This window comes from Pseudomonas sp. dw_612, from assembly GCF_018449725.1.
Lineage (GTDB): Bacteria > Pseudomonadota > Gammaproteobacteria > Pseudomonadales > Pseudomonadaceae > Aquipseudomonas.
Window position 1 is genome coordinate 362,628 of sequence record NZ_JAAVVC010000002.1, and the last position, 15,361, is coordinate 377,988.

At 59.2% G+C, this 15,361-nt stretch carries 12 protein-coding genes and 2 tRNA genes; 10 read left to right on the plus strand and 4 right to left on the minus strand.

Annotated elements, in window-relative coordinates; translation table 11 throughout:
- Window positions 1-45: 45 nt before the first annotated feature.
- Together HB680_RS04830 and dcd are read right to left on the minus strand one after the other, a co-directional pair.
- The gene (locus tag HB680_RS04830) at window positions 46-255 is read right to left on the minus strand and encodes a hypothetical protein (RefSeq protein WP_213937472.1); all 210 of its coding nucleotides are present in this window, start codon (window positions 253-255) and stop codon (window positions 46-48) included.
- A 106-nt stretch (window positions 256-361) separates the two neighbouring features.
- Entirely contained in the window at window positions 362-928 is a 567-nt protein-coding gene (dcd, locus tag HB680_RS04835) for a dCTP deaminase (RefSeq protein WP_054047011.1), read from the minus strand.
- A gap of 355 nt (window positions 929-1,283) precedes the next feature.
- On the opposite strand from dcd, the gene HB680_RS04840 reads away from it, so the two are divergent.
- Together HB680_RS04840 and HB680_RS04845 are read left to right on the plus strand one after the other, a co-directional pair.
- Window positions 1,284-1,493 (plus strand): cold-shock protein, encoded by a 210-nt coding sequence (locus HB680_RS04840; protein ID WP_002554837.1) that lies wholly within the window; start codon window positions 1,284-1,286, stop codon window positions 1,491-1,493.
- A 130-nt stretch (window positions 1,494-1,623) separates the two neighbouring features.
- The gene (locus tag HB680_RS04845; protein WP_213937473.1) at window positions 1,624-3,051 is read left to right on the plus strand and encodes a toxin-antitoxin system YwqK family antitoxin; all 1,428 of its coding nucleotides are present in this window, start codon (window positions 1,624-1,626) and stop codon (window positions 3,049-3,051) included.
- A gap of 91 nt (window positions 3,052-3,142) precedes the next feature.
- Here the strand turns inward: HB680_RS04845 and HB680_RS04850 are convergent, their stop codons facing one another.
- Window positions 3,143-4,150: a DUF481 domain-containing protein gene (locus HB680_RS04850; RefSeq protein ID WP_213937474.1), complete on the minus strand. Its 1,008-nt coding sequence runs from the start codon at window positions 4,148-4,150 to the stop codon at window positions 3,143-3,145.
- A 164-nt stretch (window positions 4,151-4,314) separates the two neighbouring features.
- Between HB680_RS04850 and HB680_RS04855 the strand changes: the two genes are divergently transcribed.
- The 4 genes from HB680_RS04855 to HB680_RS04870 all read left to right on the plus strand — a co-directional run bounded on the left by HB680_RS04855 (window position 4,315) and on the right by HB680_RS04870 (window position 9,088).
- Window positions 4,315-4,668, plus strand: a complete 354-nt coding sequence (locus HB680_RS04855) for an MGMT family protein (RefSeq protein WP_213937475.1) — start codon at window positions 4,315-4,317, stop codon at window positions 4,666-4,668.
- A 43-nt stretch (window positions 4,669-4,711) separates the two neighbouring features.
- Window positions 4,712-6,271 (plus strand): AmpG family muropeptide MFS transporter, encoded by a 1,560-nt coding sequence (locus HB680_RS04860; RefSeq protein ID WP_213937476.1) that lies wholly within the window; start codon window positions 4,712-4,714, stop codon window positions 6,269-6,271.
- A 130-nt stretch (window positions 6,272-6,401) separates the two neighbouring features.
- Window positions 6,402-8,117 (plus strand): proline--tRNA ligase, encoded by a 1,716-nt coding sequence (locus HB680_RS04865; RefSeq protein ID WP_213937477.1) that lies wholly within the window; start codon window positions 6,402-6,404, stop codon window positions 8,115-8,117.
- 17 nt (window positions 8,118-8,134) lie between these two features.
- On the plus strand, window positions 8,135-9,088 hold the full coding sequence (locus tag HB680_RS04870; protein WP_213937478.1) for a hypothetical protein: 954 nt from the start codon (window positions 8,135-8,137) through the stop codon (window positions 9,086-9,088).
- Between the two features lie 135 nt (window positions 9,089-9,223).
- Here HB680_RS04870 and dinB read toward each other — a convergent pair whose 3' ends face one another.
- On the minus strand, window positions 9,224-10,285 hold the full coding sequence (dinB, locus tag HB680_RS04875) for a DNA polymerase IV (RefSeq protein ID WP_213937479.1): 1,062 nt from the start codon (window positions 10,283-10,285) through the stop codon (window positions 9,224-9,226).
- Between the two features lie 300 nt (window positions 10,286-10,585).
- Between dinB and HB680_RS04880 the strand changes: the two genes are divergently transcribed.
- The 4 genes from HB680_RS04880 (at window position 10,586) to HB680_RS04895 (ending at window position 15,177) form a co-directional block, all read left to right on the plus strand.
- A tRNA-Met gene (locus HB680_RS04880) sits at window positions 10,586-10,662 on the plus strand.
- A gap of 220 nt (window positions 10,663-10,882) precedes the next feature.
- Window positions 10,883-10,959: transfer RNA gene (locus tag HB680_RS04885), tRNA-Met, on the plus strand.
- A gap of 277 nt (window positions 10,960-11,236) precedes the next feature.
- Complete coding sequence (gene mprF, locus HB680_RS04890) at window positions 11,237-13,879, plus strand: bifunctional lysylphosphatidylglycerol flippase/synthetase MprF (RefSeq protein WP_213937480.1); 2,643 nt, start codon at window positions 11,237-11,239, stop codon at window positions 13,877-13,879.
- Window positions 13,879-15,177 carry an AcvB/VirJ family lysyl-phosphatidylglycerol hydrolase gene (locus HB680_RS04895; protein WP_213937481.1) on the plus strand — a complete coding sequence of 433 codons (1,299 nt, stop codon included), beginning with the start codon at window positions 13,879-13,881 and terminating at the stop codon, window positions 15,175-15,177. The genes mprF and HB680_RS04895 overlap by 1 nt, the downstream gene beginning before the upstream one ends.
- Window positions 15,178-15,361: the final 184 nt, after the last annotated feature.

The following is a 15,361-nucleotide window of genomic DNA, read 5'->3' on the forward strand; positions in this document are numbered from 1 at the left end:
GTAAAGCGCAATCGCGAGCAAGCTTTGCTCCTACACAGAGCGGAATCAAGCAACCGGCGCGGGAGGCGGCTCATCCGGCAGGGTGGGTTCACCGGGTTCGGTCGGCTGTTCGTTGGGGGTATCAGGATCAGGCTGGCCGGGAATGCCCCCTGCCATGTTGATTGGCGGATGTGCCAACAAGGACCAGGCCAAAACGCCAATCTGATTGGGCTCAAGCCTGGCCAGTTCGGCGCTGATTTGCGGATCGATCTTCATGGAGCACTCCTGAGCAGTGGCCCGGTTCGCTGTGCGCAAACCGGGCAGTACACCCAATAGAGTGTCTACCTGCTGAAGAATTCCCGGGAACTGTCAGATGGACGGATCAGGTGCGTGGCAAGGTGACGCCGCGTTGGCCCTGATACTTGCCGCCACGGTCCTTGTAGGAGACTTCGCACTCTTCGTCGGATTCGAAGAACAGCATCTGTGCGACGCCTTCATTGGCGTAGATTTTCGCCGGCAAGGTGGTGGTGTTGGAGAATTCCAGAGTCACGTGGCCTTCCCACTCAGGCTCGAGCGGCGTCACGTTGACGATAATGCCGCAGCGGGCGTAGGTGCTTTTACCCAGGCAAATGGTCAGCACGTTGCGCGGAATGCGGAAGAATTCCACAGTGCGCGCGAGGGCGAAGGAGTTCGGCGGGATAATGCAAACGTCGCTGGTCACGTCAACGAAGCTTTTTTCGTCGAAGTTCTTTGGGTCGACAATTGCCGAGTTGATGTTGGTGAACACCTTGAATTCACCGGCGCAGCGCACGTCGTATCCGTAGCTCGATACACCGTAGGAAATCAGCCGCTCGGCACCTTCGCCGCGCATCTGGCGCTCGACGAACGGTTCAATCATGCCGTGCTCTTGCGCCATGCGGCGAATCCACTTGTCCGATTTGATGCTCATGGCGGGGTGTCCTGAATAGCGAGGTGGAAAAATTCTGTCCGGCATCTTACTAGGCGCGCGCTCCGGGTTCAAAGCGCAGGCATTAATTCTCGCCGATCCCCCCTGATTGCCGGGCCTTGGCGTCAATAAGATGCACCGTCAGTCACGAAAACAGAGAAACCTTCGCAGGAAGCATTGGCACGTTCCGGAAAAAGGGTTAAGGTGGCGCCACTGTGCTGCTTGTGTCACTGAGAATCTCTACACGATATGTTGAATTTCGATCCAACCATCTACAAGAATTTTTCCTGCTCTTTGCACTCAGTCTCGGCCAGGGTTCTTCCTGCGTCGCAGTTATCTTTGTTCAAGGAGTTACACCATGTCTAATCGCCAAACTGGTACCGTTAAGTGGTTCAACGATGAAAAAGGCTTCGGCTTCATCACTCCACAATCCGGTGACGACCTGTTCGTTCACTTCAAAGCTATCCAATCCGACGGCTTCAAAAGCCTGAAAGAAGGCCAACAGGTTTCTTTCATCGCTACCCGCGGTCAGAAAGGCATGCAAGCTGAAGAAGTTCAAGTTATCTAACTTGTACTTGCTTTAGTAAAAAGCCCCGCCCTTAAAAGCGGGGCTTTTTTGTGGGCGCTGTTTTTCGCCTTACGCTAACCGCCTGTCGTCTATATGATTTGCCGCCTGGAAATCACATGGAAGCAGCAGGATGCCGTTCAAACAATGGAAAACGCTGGGTGCAGCGCTGATTACACTCGCACTCCCCTTCTCGACTCACGCCGATACCCGCCCCGACCATCCGACCATCATCGTCGGCATGGACACTCGCGCCACGTACCTCGCCAAAGGCCCGGACGTCCAAGGCGCCGCGCAGCTCCAGCTAATGGCCGCCGTACGACTGCAACTCTCCACCACAAACGCTTGCGGCAGCAATGAGGTTTACCTCACCCCGGACTCGTCGGGCATCCCCGCAGAGTCTTTCAGTCGAGCCCTGGACGAAATCCAGGAGCTGATCGATAACGAAACACCTGTATTGATGACGCTCTCGGCCTGCGACGGAAAACGCGCGTTTTTCGAAAAAATTCGCGAGTGCACCCCGCAAGAATGCGGCAAGCTCACGGCATCCCTGGTCGACGGAAAGCTGTATCTGGACGAGCAATATGCGCCGACCGGCAAAAGCCAGGCGTCCTACTTCCTGAAAATGCCGATGCCGTACGACAGCAAGCGCAAGGCATGGAAAGCAAAAGTCTTCTATGTCGACTCCAAGACGCTGCGCCGTGACTACTTCGTCAATGCCAAGGACTTCGTTTCAGGCAGACCCGTCCTCGCCTCAAAAACCTACTACTCGAGCGGAAAACTCGGACAAAGCTATCAGAACGATGCCAAGGGCCAGCGCCAAGGCGAGGCGATCACTTATTCCGAAAGCGGCGTTGTCATCAAACGCGCGAACTACCTGAACGATGAACTGGAAGGCTGGCAAACCACCTACCACGACAACGGTAAAGAAGCCGAATCCTACAACTGGCATCAGGGCAAACGTGTCGACGGCGAGTACCTGGAGCATGACGAAAACGGCGCACTGACCGGCCGCATCAGCTATCGCAATGACGAGCCCGACGGCCCGGCCATGAGCTACTACCCAAGCGGCAAACTCAAGGACAGCAGCACCTTCGTGGCAGGGAAGGCCCAAGGAGCGAGCACTTCTTACTTCGAAAACGGCGCGATACGCAGCACTCGTCATAACGTGGACAGCAGCCCGGATGGCTGGGTGATCAGTTATTACGCCGACGGCAAAGTGGAAGAAAAACAGTTTTTCGAGCGTGAAGTGCAGCGCAGCTACGCCACCTGGAACGAGCAAGGCATCCAGACCGTGCAATGGCAGTGGGACGAACAGCACCGCGAACAAGGGGATTTCAAGAAGTGGTACGAAAACGGCCAGCTTCAGGATCACCGCATCTACAAGGACGGCAAACTGCAGGGACCGGCTATCACTTGGTTTGAAAATGGCCAGATGAGTTTGTCGGTCGATTACGTCGATGGCCTCGAGCAAGGCGTGATGCGCACGTGGAAACAAGACGGCAGCCCGATCGGCGAATGTCGTTACGAAGCGGGTGTCCGCCAGGACGAATGCACGTAACCCGCGCCGTCAGCCCAACTGACTGAAACACCCGGCAAAGAAAAGCCCCGCAACCTTATCGGTTGCGGGGCTTTTTCATACGACCGGGTTGTTACCAGGCCACGCCAAACCCTGCGGTATAACGGGTCTTTTCCAAATCAGCATCATTGGTCCCGCTGATGATGTCCCGCTCGGCCTTGAGGTTAAGCGAAGCCCAGTCGGTGACTTTGTAGCGCAAGCCCATTTCCGCATCGAGCGAGTAATCGGCCACGCCGGAAAGCGGTTTGCCCACTTCGCCGTTGGTGAAGAATTCCACCTTCTTGCCAATCAGGTAACGGTTGTAGTCCCACTTCATGGCCACGGAATAGAAGTTGTCCTTGCCGCCGTCCCGGTATTCGTAATCGGTGCGGTTGAGCAGAGAGCCGAGCGAGAACGCGCCGAGTTCGTCATCCCAGAATTGATAGCCCGGACCGGTACCCACCACGCGCTGACGGGACAACTCTTCGACCTTGTCGCGCTTGTAGTTCAAGCGTCCCTGCCAGTACCAGTGATCCGTGAGGAATCGATCGAGGGCGTATTCGGCGCGCCAGTTGTCGGTGGTGACCACGTCATCCTGGAATTCACGGTTGTACTCACCCTCTGCCGTATGCCGCCAGCGACCATGACGGGCCGTGGTCTTGAAGCCGACATCGTAGTCGTCGGTGTCCTTCTCGGCGCGCTGGTAATCCAGCGCCATGTCGACATTACCTTTCCAGACCAGGTCTTCGACGATCGGCTTGGGCTTGAGGATCTGCTGGATACTCGCCAGCTCGACGGTTTTCGGCGCCTCGCCGTTGGCCAGGATCACCTTGCCATCTTCGGCCGCTTTCAAGGATTTGGCTTTCTCACCGTTATAGGCATCCTGCTTGACCAGCAACTCCTGATCGCTTTCCAGGGTTTTGACCTGTTTCCAGTCGATCGGGATCGCACCGGCGTATTCGGTCTGGATCAACAGTTTGCCGCCATCGAACACAGTGATCTTGCCGCTCAATTTGTCACCGTTTTTCAACCATACGGTGTCGGCGAGCAAAGGCGTGGAAGCACTGAAGACAGCGAGGCACAACAAGGTTCTGGACAACATAAGCAGATCGAAGGCTCTGGTTTGCGAAAAAAAGTCGGCATTATCCGCAGGAATAAGGCGCTAGCAAGGACTGACCCGACTATTTCTATTGAGTTCATTTCTCAATTGTCACTTCAGGACTTAATCTACGCGCGGCAAAACGAATTTCTTCAGGAACAGCGGACGTGACAGACGCGACCAGCGAAACCGAAAGCCCGGCGCAAATCCGACGCACGGCGCTCTATCTGACCCTAGCCCAAGTGCCGGAGGGCAAAGTCGTGAGCTACGGACAACTGGCCGAGCTGGCGGGACTGGGTCGTGCCGCTCGCTGGGTCGGGCGCACGCTGAGCCAGTTGCCGGGCGACACCAAGCTGCCCTGGCATCGGGTGCTCGGCGCCGGCGGTCGGATCAGTCTGCCGGTTGGCAGTCCTTCGGGGGATGAACAACGGGCGCGTTTGCGCGCTGAGGGCATCAGTATCCTGAATAATCGTGTTGATATTCAGCGTCATGGCTGGCGCCCGGTAGAGCACAGCGGTTAGAGTGCGCGCTTTGTTTCCGTAATCTTGAGGCAGACTTCAGCCCATGCCCCGTAAAACCTGGCGCGCCGCGCTCGCCGCCTATGCCAGTCCATCAACGCTCGTGCTGTTGCTGCTTGGTTTCGCCGCCGGCTTGCCCTACATGCTGGTGTTTTCGACGCTGTCGGTCTGGTTGCGTGAGGCCGGTGTGGCCCGTGAAACCATCGGCTATGCAAGCCTGATCGGTTTGGCCTACGCCTTTAAATGGGTGTGGTCGCCCCTGCTCGACCAATGGCGCCTGCCACTGCTCGGGAAACTCGGCCGCCGCCGTTCCTGGCTGGTGCTGGCCCAATCGCTGGTGATCCTCGGTCTGATCGGCATGGGCTTCTGCGACCCGCAAAAGCACCTGTCCTGGCTGATCGCCATTGCCGTGGTTGTCGCGTTCGCCTCGGCGACCCAAGACATCGCCGTGGACGCCTACCGCCTGGAAATCGCTGACGACAGCCGCCAGGCCGCCCTGGCCGCCAGTTACATGTCGGGCTATCGGATCGCAGCGCTGCTGGCTACCGCCGGTGCGCTGTTCTTCGCCGAAGGCTTCGGCTCCACCGGTTTCAACTACCAGCATTCCGCCTGGACCGGCACCTATGTGCTGTTCGGCGCCCTGATGATCCCTGCGCTGCTCACGACTCTGTTCATGCGCGAGCCCCCGGTGCCGTTGCGCACTCAATTGCAGGCCGGGCGCTACAGTTTTGTGCATCAACTGGCGTCGGTGTTCGTGCTGATCGTTTTGCTGGTATCCGTGCCGGCCATGTTCACCCAGCTCTACAACACTGATTTCGCCAGCGTGCTGTTCGGCGGCGTCAGCCTGCTCGACCTGCTGCTGGAAGACCGCGCGTTCCTTCGGGCGATTCTCTACATCACGTTGACCGCGTTGTGCCTGTCGTCCATGGGCCGCCGAGGCCTGGCGCCCGTGCTGACACCGGTCAACGACTTTATCCTGCGTTATCGCTGGCAAGCGTTCCTGCTGCTCGGGCTGATCGCCACCTACCGCATGTCCGACACGGTCATGGGCGTGATGGCCAACGTGTTCTACATCGACCAAGGCTTCACCAAGGATCAGATTGCCAGCGTCAGCAAGATCTTCGGCCTGATCATGACCCTGGTTGGCGCCGGCATGGGCGGCCTGCTGATTGTGCGTTTCGGCATTCTGCCGATCCTGTTCATCGGCGGCGTGGCCTCGGCCGGCACCAATCTGCTGTTCCTGATGCTCGCCGACATGGGCGCCAACCTGAACATGCTGATCCTGACCATTTCCCTGGACAACTTCAGCTCGGGCCTGGCGACTTCGGCGTTCGTCGCTTACTTGTCGAGCCTGACCAACCTCAAGTTCTCCGCCACCCAATACGCCCTGCTCAGCTCGATCATGCTGCTGCTGCCACGTTTGATCGGCGGCTATTCAGGGGTCATGGTGGAGAAGTTCGGCTATCACAACTTCTTCCTGATCACCGCCCTGCTCGGCGTTCCGACGCTGCTGCTGATCGCCCTGCACTGGTTCCAGGAAAGCCGCCGGGCCGGCCCGACGCCCAAACCGGAACCGGTACAGACGCAGGTCGTGGAAGAGTCGTAGGAAACGTCCCGAATGGCGGGAAGATTCCCGCCTTCAAGCCTCACCGCCGGCCGCACTTCTGTACGTCAGCAGATCTCGCCCGTACAATGCTCCGTCATTTCTCGTCATCAGCAACCGACAACGGCCAACCATGCGCACCAGTCAATTTTTGCTCGCCACACAGAAAGAAACGCCTTCCGACGCGGTCGTGATCAGCCACCAGCTGATGCTGCGCGCCGGCATGATCCGCAAACTCGCCTCGGGCCTGTACACCTGGCTGCCCATGGGTTTGCGAGTGATGCGCAAGGTCGAAGCCGTCGTTCGTGAAGAAATGAACGCCGCCGGCTCGCTTGAAGTGTTGATGCCGAGCACTCAGCCGGCTGAGCTGTGGCAGGAATCCGGTCGCTGGGAAGAATACGGCCCTGAATTGCTGCGCTTCAAGGATCGTCACGGTCGCGATTTCTGCGCCGGCCCGACCCACGAAGAAGTGATCACTGACCTGATGCGCAACGAATTGAGCAGCTACAAACAGCTGCCGATCAACGTGTATCAGATCCAGACCAAATTCCGTGACGAAATCCGTCCACGCTTCGGCTTGATGCGCGGTCGCGAATTCATCATGAAGGACGCCTACTCCTTCCACGCGGACCAGCCTTCGCTGCAGATCACTTACGATCGCATGCACCAGGCCTACTGCAACGTGTTCACTCGCCTGGGCCTGAAGTTCCGCCCTGTTGAAGCCGACAACGGTTCCATCGGCGGCGCCGGCTCCCACGAGTTCCACGTACTGGCCGAATCCGGCGAAGACGATATCGTCTTCAGCAACGGTTCCGACTACGCCGCGAACATCGAGAAAGCCGAAGCCGTACCGCGCGAAACCTCCCGCGCCGCGCCGGCTGAAGAGCTGCGCCTGGTCGACACCCCGAACGCCAAGACCATTGCGCAACTGGTCGAAGGCTTCAATCTGCCGATCGAAAAAACCATCAAGACCCTCGTGGTTCACGCTGAAGAGAAAGGCAAGCTGATTGCCCTGATCATCCGTGGCGACCACGAGCTCAACGAAATCAAGGCATCCAACCAGCCAGGCGTTGCCAGCCCACTGGTCATGGCGTCCGAGTCCGAACTGCGCGACGCCATTGGCGCCGGTGCCGGTTCCCTCGGCCCGCTGAACCTGCCGCTGCCGATCATCATCGACCGTTCGGTCGAGCTGATGAGCGACTTCGGGATTGGTGCCAACATCGACGACAAGCACTACTTCGGCGTGAACTGGGAGCGCGATCTGCCGGTTCCAACCGTGGCCGACCTGCGCAACGTCGTGGCCGGCGACCCAAGCCCGGATGGCCAGGGCACCCTGGAAATCAAGCGCGGCATCGAAGTCGGGCACATTTTCCAGCTGGGCAACAAGTACAGCAAAGCGATGAAGTGCGAAGTGCTGGGCGAGAACGGCAAGCCAGTTACCCTGGAAATGGGTTGCTACGGCATCGGCGTTTCCCGCGTGGTGGCCGCCGCCATCGAGCAGAACAACGACGACAAAGGCATCATCTGGAGCGACACCCTCGCGCCATTCCAGGTGGCTTTGGTGCCGCTGCGCTATGAAACCGAGCAAGTTCGCGAAGCCACCGACAAGCTGTACGCCGAATTGACGGCGGCCGGTTTTGAAGTGCTGCTGGACGACCGCGACAAGAAAACCAGCCCGGGCATCAAGTTCGCGGACATGGAGCTGATCGGCATTCCTCACCGGATCGTGGTCAGTGACCGCGGCCTCGCCGAAGGCAATCTGGAATACAAGAGCCGCACCGAGGCCGAGGCGCAAGCCCTGCCGGTCGCTGATGTGCTGTCCTTCCTCCAGGCCCGTATCCGCCGCTGACACCAGATAGAGAAGTCATGTTCAAGCGAAACACCTTAGGCCTCGGTGGTGCCGCCCTGTGCGGCACCCTGCTGGTCAGCGGCTGTGCCAATCACATGTCACAACGCAGCGAGCACGAGGAACGGGTCGAGCGCAAATTGCTCGATCACAGCCTGCAGATTGATGTCGGTGAGCCCAAGGTGCTTGAGCTGCCGCAACGTCGGGTGAAAATCCACGAGCAAAAGACCTTCGAAGTCACCGAATTCGAAGTCACGCGTCACTACGACCGCTACACGCCCTACCAACCCTGGCGGGAGGTCTACGAGATTCCGCTGGGCATGGTGGCCGTGGTGGCCGGTGTCGGCGCGAACGTCGTTAACGTGTTTGCTCTGGGTAATCTGCCGGACAGCGTGACCAAGGATTGGCTGAGCTACGGTTTCGCCGGGATCAACCCGTTCATGAACGTGCAGTCCCACGGGCGCGCCCAGCAAAACCTGGCCGGCATCGACGAAGTCCAGCGTGATAAACGCACGGAATACTCGAGCCTGCCGTGGAGCGAGCGCCCGGTGCAGGTCAAGGCCGGCAAGGAAACTTTCGACCTGAACACCGACAAAAACGGCGTACTGCGCATTAATCTGCTGGACAGTCCGTTCGCTGAACATGACATCAATCATCTGAGCCGACTGTTAATCACTGTCGAAGACGCCCAGGACGACGTGCACACCGACTCATCCCTGGCGGTCAGCAGTGGTTTGCGCGGCAAGTTGCTCGAAGCCCACGGCTTGATTTACGACGACCTCGAAGACGACGAAGTGAGCCAGTGGGTCCACCGGGTCAAACGCCTGTCGGAATTGGGTCTGGAAGAAGAAGCCAGCGAGCTGGAACAAAGCCTGATCGAACTGACGCGCAACGATCCGGAGTTGCAGACCGAATTCCTCAAGTCGTTGACCAAGGATGCCGGGCGGTTGGTGGCGGATCCAAACCCGAATTAAAAGCAAAAGCTTAAAAGCTTCGCGAGCAAGCCCGCTCCCACAGGGGATTTGAGGTGTTCACAAATAATGTGTCCACAGCAGATCCAATGTGGGAGCGGGCTTGCTCGCGAAGAGGCCCGAACATTCAACACTGAACTACCGCTCAAACAACTCCATCTGCTCAAACCCACCCCGCAAATCCTCCAGCCTTACCCCGACCCCCAACAACCGCACCGGTTTGCCGCCGCGATTGAATGCCTGGGTCAACAACAGCTGATAACTCCCCAGATCCCGCCCTGCCCCGGCCTGCTCCAGCGTGGTTTGGGTAAAGTCATGGAATTTCACTTTGACGAACGGCTTGCCCGGCCGATAGCTGCTGTCGATGCGCGCCATGCGCCCGGCCAGGGTTTCCAGGAGTTCAGGCAGCTTGTCCAGGCAACTCACCAGATCCGGCAGATCCACGTCGTAAGTATTTTCGACACTGATCGATTGCCGACGGTTGTCGTTGTGCACCAGACGCTCATCGATCCCACGGGCCAGGCTCCAGAGTCGCTCGCCGAAACTGCCGAATTCGCGCACCAGCGCCAACTTGTCCCACTCACGCAAATGTGCGCAATCAATGATGCCGAGCCGGCCCAGTTTGTCGGCGGTCACCTTGCCCACGCCGTGCAGCTTGCTCACGGGTAAACCGCTGACAAAGTCCTCCACCTGATCCGGCGTGATCACGAACAGGCCGTTGGGCTTCTTCCAGTCACTGGCGATCTTGGCCAGGAACTTGTTCGGCGCCACGCCTGCCGAGACGGTGATGTGCAGTTGATTGGAAACCCGACGGCGGATGTCCTGGGCAATTCGCGTGGCACTGCCGCCAAAATGCGCGCTGTCCGACACGTCCAGGTACGCCTCATCGAGGGAAAGCGGTTCGATCAGGTCGGTGTAATCGCTGAAGATCGTATGAATTTCCTTCGACGCTTCTCTATAAGCGTCCATCCGCGGCTTGACGATGGTCAGGTCCGGGCACAGCTTCAAGGCATGCCCGGAAGACATCGCCGAACGCACGCCATAGGCCCGCGCTTCGTAATTGCAGGTGGCGATCACCCCGCGCCGGTCCGCCGACCCGCCCACTGCCAATGGCTTGCCGGCCAGACGCGGGTCATCACGCATCTCGATGGCGGCGTAGAAGCAGTCACAGTCGACGTGGATGATTTTGCGTTGAGTCATATAGAAGCAGTGTTCATGGCAGGGAAATGAAGTAATGACGAGCCGGATCGGCAGTATCTCACCGACACCTGTATATAGCACCAGTACTCTGAATCTTCTTCACCGGCTGTAGGAAAAGGGTAGATGAATTTATTTTCTCAATCGAATAACACCCACCGATAGAGCTGGAACCCTTGCCACACGTGCCTTCCAGCGCGGCAGCCCTTCCCTTTTTGCAGCTAAGCGATTGAACAGGAACAGGTTTTCTCTGAATTGAAGGTTGACACCCCAGCGTTCCTCTGTAGAATGCCGACACACAGACGCGGGATGGAGCAGTCTGGTAGCTCGTCGGGCTCATAACCCGAAGGTCGTCGGTTCAAATCCGGCTCCCGCAACCAAATATCAAGAAAGGCTACTCGAAAGAGTGGCCTTTTTTGTGCGCGTCTGTTTTGTCGAAAGACATCGATCATCCGCGCGCAGACAGAAACAAGAAATCGTTCTGATTCCGAAACTTATCTCTCCCCCGTCACCGTTCGACGCTAATTCACGCTTATTTGACCTGATTCAGGATTAACCGTTGACACCCCGGCGTTCCGCTGTAGAATGCCGCCACACAGACGCGGGATGGAGCAGTCTGGTAGCTCGTCGGGCTCATAACCCGAAGGTCGTCGGTTCAAATCCGGCTCCCGCAACCAAACATCAAAAAAGGCTGCTCGAAAGAGTGGCCTTTTTTGTATCTGTTGAAAAAGTCCTTTCGCAACAATGATCTGTCACTGTGTAGTGAACCGTTCGGGATCACCAAGGCTCTGAGTTCAGACTATGCTCTGTGCCAGGCAGGCCCTCTACGACCGATGACGTGCCATCGCCGTAAACCGGTGAGAGGCGTTAATATTTGTGATTATTTTTTTCTACAGGGATTGGTAACTTGGCTCGATACCTCCATCCTGTCGCGCACAATCCAAGAGGTGATTGATGCGCGCCAACTCGTCTGATCCACAAGACACCGTCACAGCGACACAACCTATCAAGGCCGAGCGTTTGCGCCTGCTTGATCTGGTCAGCAAGTACCGTCAGCCCATAGGTCTTGCGGTCACCTTACTGTTGTTCGCTATCGCGCTGATTGCCTGTCGCCACCTGTTAAGCGAACTCGATCTGTATGCGCTCCACGACTCGATCCTGGAAGTGCCGAAACCCGCATTGATCGGCGCATTGGGCGCGACCGTCGTCGGCTTCATCATTTTGCTGGGCTACGAATGGTCCGCCAGTCGCTATGCCGGCGTCACCCTGGCACCACGCGTGCTGGCCCTGGGCGGTTTCACCGCATTTGCCATCGGCAACGCCATCGGCCTGTCGATGCTGTCGGGTGGTTCGGTTCGCTACCGTTTATATGCGCGTCATGGTCTGGGGGCTGCCGACGTTGCCCACATGACGCTGTTCGCCAGCCTCTCACTCGGCTGCGCCCTGCCCCCACTGGCCGCTCTCGCGACCCTGAGCAACCTGCCTGCCGCCTCCGCCGCCCTGGGCCTCTCCGAGACCTTGCTCGGGGTGATTGCGGCCGCGGTGCTGTTGCTGACGACCGTGCTGGCCATCGGCATCTATCGCCGTCGCCTGCCGGATCAGCCTTACCCGGATAATCTGCTGGTCAAGGCCGGACGCCGCACGTTGCGTCTGCCGGGCCGCCGCCTGACGTTCCTGCAACTGGTGATCACCGCCCTGGACGTGGCCGCCGCCGCGACCGTGCTTTATCTGTTGCTGCCGGAAGCTCCACCCTTTGGCGCCTTCTTGCTGGTCTATCTATTAGCGTTGGCAGCAGGCGTGCTCAGCCATGTGCCCGGCGGTGTCGGGGTATTCGAAGCGATTCTGCTGGCCGCGTTTGCCGATACCCTCGGCGCCGCGCCACTGGCCGCCGCCCTGCTCCTCTATCGACTGATTTATGTGGTGCTGCCCTTGCTGGTGGCCTGCGTGTTCCTTCTGATCAACGAAGGCCAGCGCCTGTTTCAGTCCCGTCAGTCGCTGCGGGCGGCTTCAGGTCTGGCGGCGCCGATCCTGGCGTTGCTGGTATTTCTGTCCGGCGTGGTGCTGTTGTTCTCCGGTGCGACTCCGGAAATCGATACACGCCTGGAACACATCGGTTTTCTGATTCCGCACCGTTTGGTTGATGCCTCGCACTTCGGCGCCAGCCTGATCGGCGTGCTGTGCCTGTTGCTGGCCCAAGGTCTGCGTCGACGGCTGTCGGCGGCGTGGATGCTGACCACCATTCTGCTGTTGGTCGGCGCCGTGCTGTCGCTGCTCAAGGGTTTCGACTGGGAAGAAGCCTGCCTGATGACCCTGACCGCGAGCCTGCTCGGGGTGTTCCGGCGGTCGTTCTACCGCGCCAGTCGCCTGACCGAACTGCCGTTCTCGCCGCTGTATCTGGTCGCCAGCCTGTGCGTGCTCGGCGCGTCGATCTGGCTGCTGCTGTTTGCCTATCAGGACGTTCCCTACAGCCATCAACTCTGGTGGCAGTTCACCCTCGACGCGGATGCGCCACGTGGCTTGCGCTCGCTGCTGGGTGCGGCCGTGTTGCTGGTGGTGGTGTCGTTGACCTGGCTGCTGCGCACCGCGCGCCCGATCATTCATCTACCCACCCAGGACGAACTGGACCGCGCGGTAAAGATCCTCATGGCGTCGGCGCAACCCGATGGCGGCCTCGCGCTGACCGGTGACAAGGCGTTGCTGTTTCACCCCAACGACGAGGCGTTCCTGATGTACGCCCGTCGTGGCCGCAGCCTGGTGGCGTTGTACGACCCGATCGGCCCGACCCAGCAACGGGCGGAAATGATCTGGCAGTTCCGCGACCTCTGCGACATCCACCACGCCCGCCCTGTCTTCTATCAAGTGCGCGCCGAGAACCTGCCGTACTACATGGACATCGGCCTGACCGCGATCAAACTCGGCGAAGAAGCCCGGGTCGATCTGCATCGCTTTGATCTCGAGGCCAAGGGCAAAGAGATGAAGGACCTGCGCTACACCTGGAACCGTGGCACCCGTGACGGTCTGTCACTGGAGATCCACGAGCCAGGGCATGCGCCGATGGACGAGCTCAAGGTGATTTCCGATGCCTGGCTGACCGGCAAGAACGTGCGCGAGAAAGGCTTCTCCCTCGGCCGTTTCAGCGATGACTACCTCAAGCACTTCCGCGTCGCGGTGATTCGTTTCGAAGGGCGCCCGGTGGCGTTCGCCAACCTGCTCGAGACCTACGGCCATGACTTGGCCAGCCTCGACCTGATGCGCGCGCACCCGGAAGCCCCCAAGCTGACCATGGAATTCATGATGGTCGGCCTGATTCAACATTATAAAAATCATGGATACGCGCGTTTCAGCCTGGGCATGGTGCCATTGTCGGGTCTACAACCCCGTCGCGGTGCGCCACTGACCCAGCGTCTGGGCTCGATGGTTTTCCGCCGTGGTGAGCAGCTCTACAACTTCCAAGGCTTGCGCCGCTTCAAAGACAAATTCCAGCCTGACTGGGAACCCCGTTATATGGCCGTGCCCGCCGGACTCGATCCGCTGGTTGCCCTGGCCGATACTGCTGCCCTGATTGCGGGCGGCTTGACTGGATTGGTGAAACGCTGATGATTCAACGCTCCTTGCGGTACGTACTGGCCACACTGGTAGTGCTGGCCCTGATTGTCGGTGGCGGTTACTGGTACCTGAAACGCCCTGCCCCGGAACCGGCCCTCGAACGGCTGACGCCGGCCGACGGCACCGTCATGACCCGAGTGATCCCTGGCACCACGCCAAAGGCCCAAGTGCTGGTGGCGGTGACTGACGAACAGAAACTCAATGACCAGCAACTGAAAACCCTGAGCCGTAGCGCCTCGGCGCAGATCGTCCAAGTGATTCTGCCCAAAGATTGCTTGCTGCAAAGCCGCGCCCTGCAATCCGGTCTGCGAGAGCTGAAAGGCCCGGCGACCCTGGTCAGCGGCATCGGCCCTGGCGCCGTGCTGGCCTGGCGCTGGTTGTCCGAGCAGAAGAACGACAAGGCCCAGGCCGTGTCGGTAGACCTGGCCCTGGAAAAAGGTGGCTGCACGCACCTGCTGCCGAAAAGCGCCGCTCACGGCCACTGGCTGGTGGCCTGGAACGACAACCCGGATGACGCCAGCGCAGGTTTCGTGCGCGACCAACCCAACGCCGAAACCAGCATCAGCGACTACGACATCAACCTGCCGCAAGTGCTGAACAACGAACTGCGCAAAATTCTGGTTGGTGGTGATAAAGCCGCTGGCGGTCTGCAGATTCCAGTGGTTGAAGTCCCGGCCGGTCAGGCCAAGGACACCGTCACCCTGTTCCTGTCCGGTGATGGCGGCTGGCGTGACCTCGACCGCGACGTGGCGGGCGAAATGGCCAAGATCGGCTACCCGGTGGTCGGCATCGACACCCTGCGCTACTACTGGCAGCACAAAAGCCCGGAGCAGAGCGCCCTGGACCTCGCCGAACTGATGCAGCACTACCGCCAGAAATGGGGCACCAAGCGCTTCATCCTGACCGGTTACTCGTTCGGCGCCGACGTCCTGCCAGCGATCTACAACCGCTTGGCGGAATCGGAGCAGCAACGGGTCGACGCAATCATCCTGCTGGCCTTCGCCCGCACCGGCAGCTTCGAAATCGAAGTTGAAGGCTGGCTCGGCAACGCCGGCAAAGAAGCCGCCACCGGCCCGGAAATGGCCAAACTGCCTGCCGATAAAGTGGTGTGCATCTACGGTGAAGAAGAGGTCGACGAGAGCGGCTGCACCGACAAGACCGCCGTGGGCGAGGCGGTGAAGCTGCCTGGTGGACACCACTTCGATGAGAACTACCCGGCGCTTGCACAGCGGTTGGTGGACATCATCGTGAAGCGTCAGGCCAAGGAAGAGGCGACGGCTCAAGAGTGATCTAAGCCCCGCCGAACAAAAAGCCCCCGCAGCCGTTTGGTTGCGGGGGCTTTTTCATTCCAGCCGTCACACTACCAATCCCCCCCTGTGGGAGCGAGCTTGCTCGCGAAGAGGCCGTGTCAGTCGACATCATTGTTGGGTGACGCACCGCTTTCGCGAGCAAGTCGAATTGCCCCACTGCCGC

What these genes read in the sequence shown, in the direction of transcription:
- HB680_RS04830 (WP_213937472.1), bottom strand. Translation starts at nt 255, where the DNA reads ATGAAGATCGATCCGCAAATCAGCGCCGAACTGGCCAGGCTTGAGCCC.
- dcd (WP_054047011.1), bottom strand. Translation starts at nt 928, where the DNA reads ATGAGCATCAAATCGGACAAGTGGATTCGCCGCATGGCGCAAGAGCAC.
- HB680_RS04840 (WP_002554837.1), top strand. Translation starts at nt 1,284, where the DNA reads ATGTCTAATCGCCAAACTGGTACCGTTAAGTGGTTCAACGATGAAAAA.
- HB680_RS04845 (WP_213937473.1), top strand. Translation starts at nt 1,624, where the DNA reads ATGCCGTTCAAACAATGGAAAACGCTGGGTGCAGCGCTGATTACACTC.
- HB680_RS04850 (WP_213937474.1), bottom strand. Translation starts at nt 4,150, where the DNA reads ATGTTGTCCAGAACCTTGTTGTGCCTCGCTGTCTTCAGTGCTTCCACG.
- HB680_RS04860 (WP_213937476.1), top strand. Translation starts at nt 4,712, where the DNA reads ATGCCCCGTAAAACCTGGCGCGCCGCGCTCGCCGCCTATGCCAGTCCA.
- HB680_RS04865 (WP_213937477.1), top strand. Translation starts at nt 6,402, where the DNA reads ATGCGCACCAGTCAATTTTTGCTCGCCACACAGAAAGAAACGCCTTCC.
- HB680_RS04870 (WP_213937478.1), top strand. Translation starts at nt 8,135, where the DNA reads ATGTTCAAGCGAAACACCTTAGGCCTCGGTGGTGCCGCCCTGTGCGGC.
- dinB (WP_213937479.1), bottom strand. Translation starts at nt 10,285, where the DNA reads ATGACTCAACGCAAAATCATCCACGTCGACTGTGACTGCTTCTACGCC.
- mprF (WP_213937480.1), top strand. Translation starts at nt 11,237, where the DNA reads ATGCGCGCCAACTCGTCTGATCCACAAGACACCGTCACAGCGACACAA.
- HB680_RS04895 (WP_213937481.1), top strand. Translation starts at nt 13,879, where the DNA reads ATGATTCAACGCTCCTTGCGGTACGTACTGGCCACACTGGTAGTGCTG.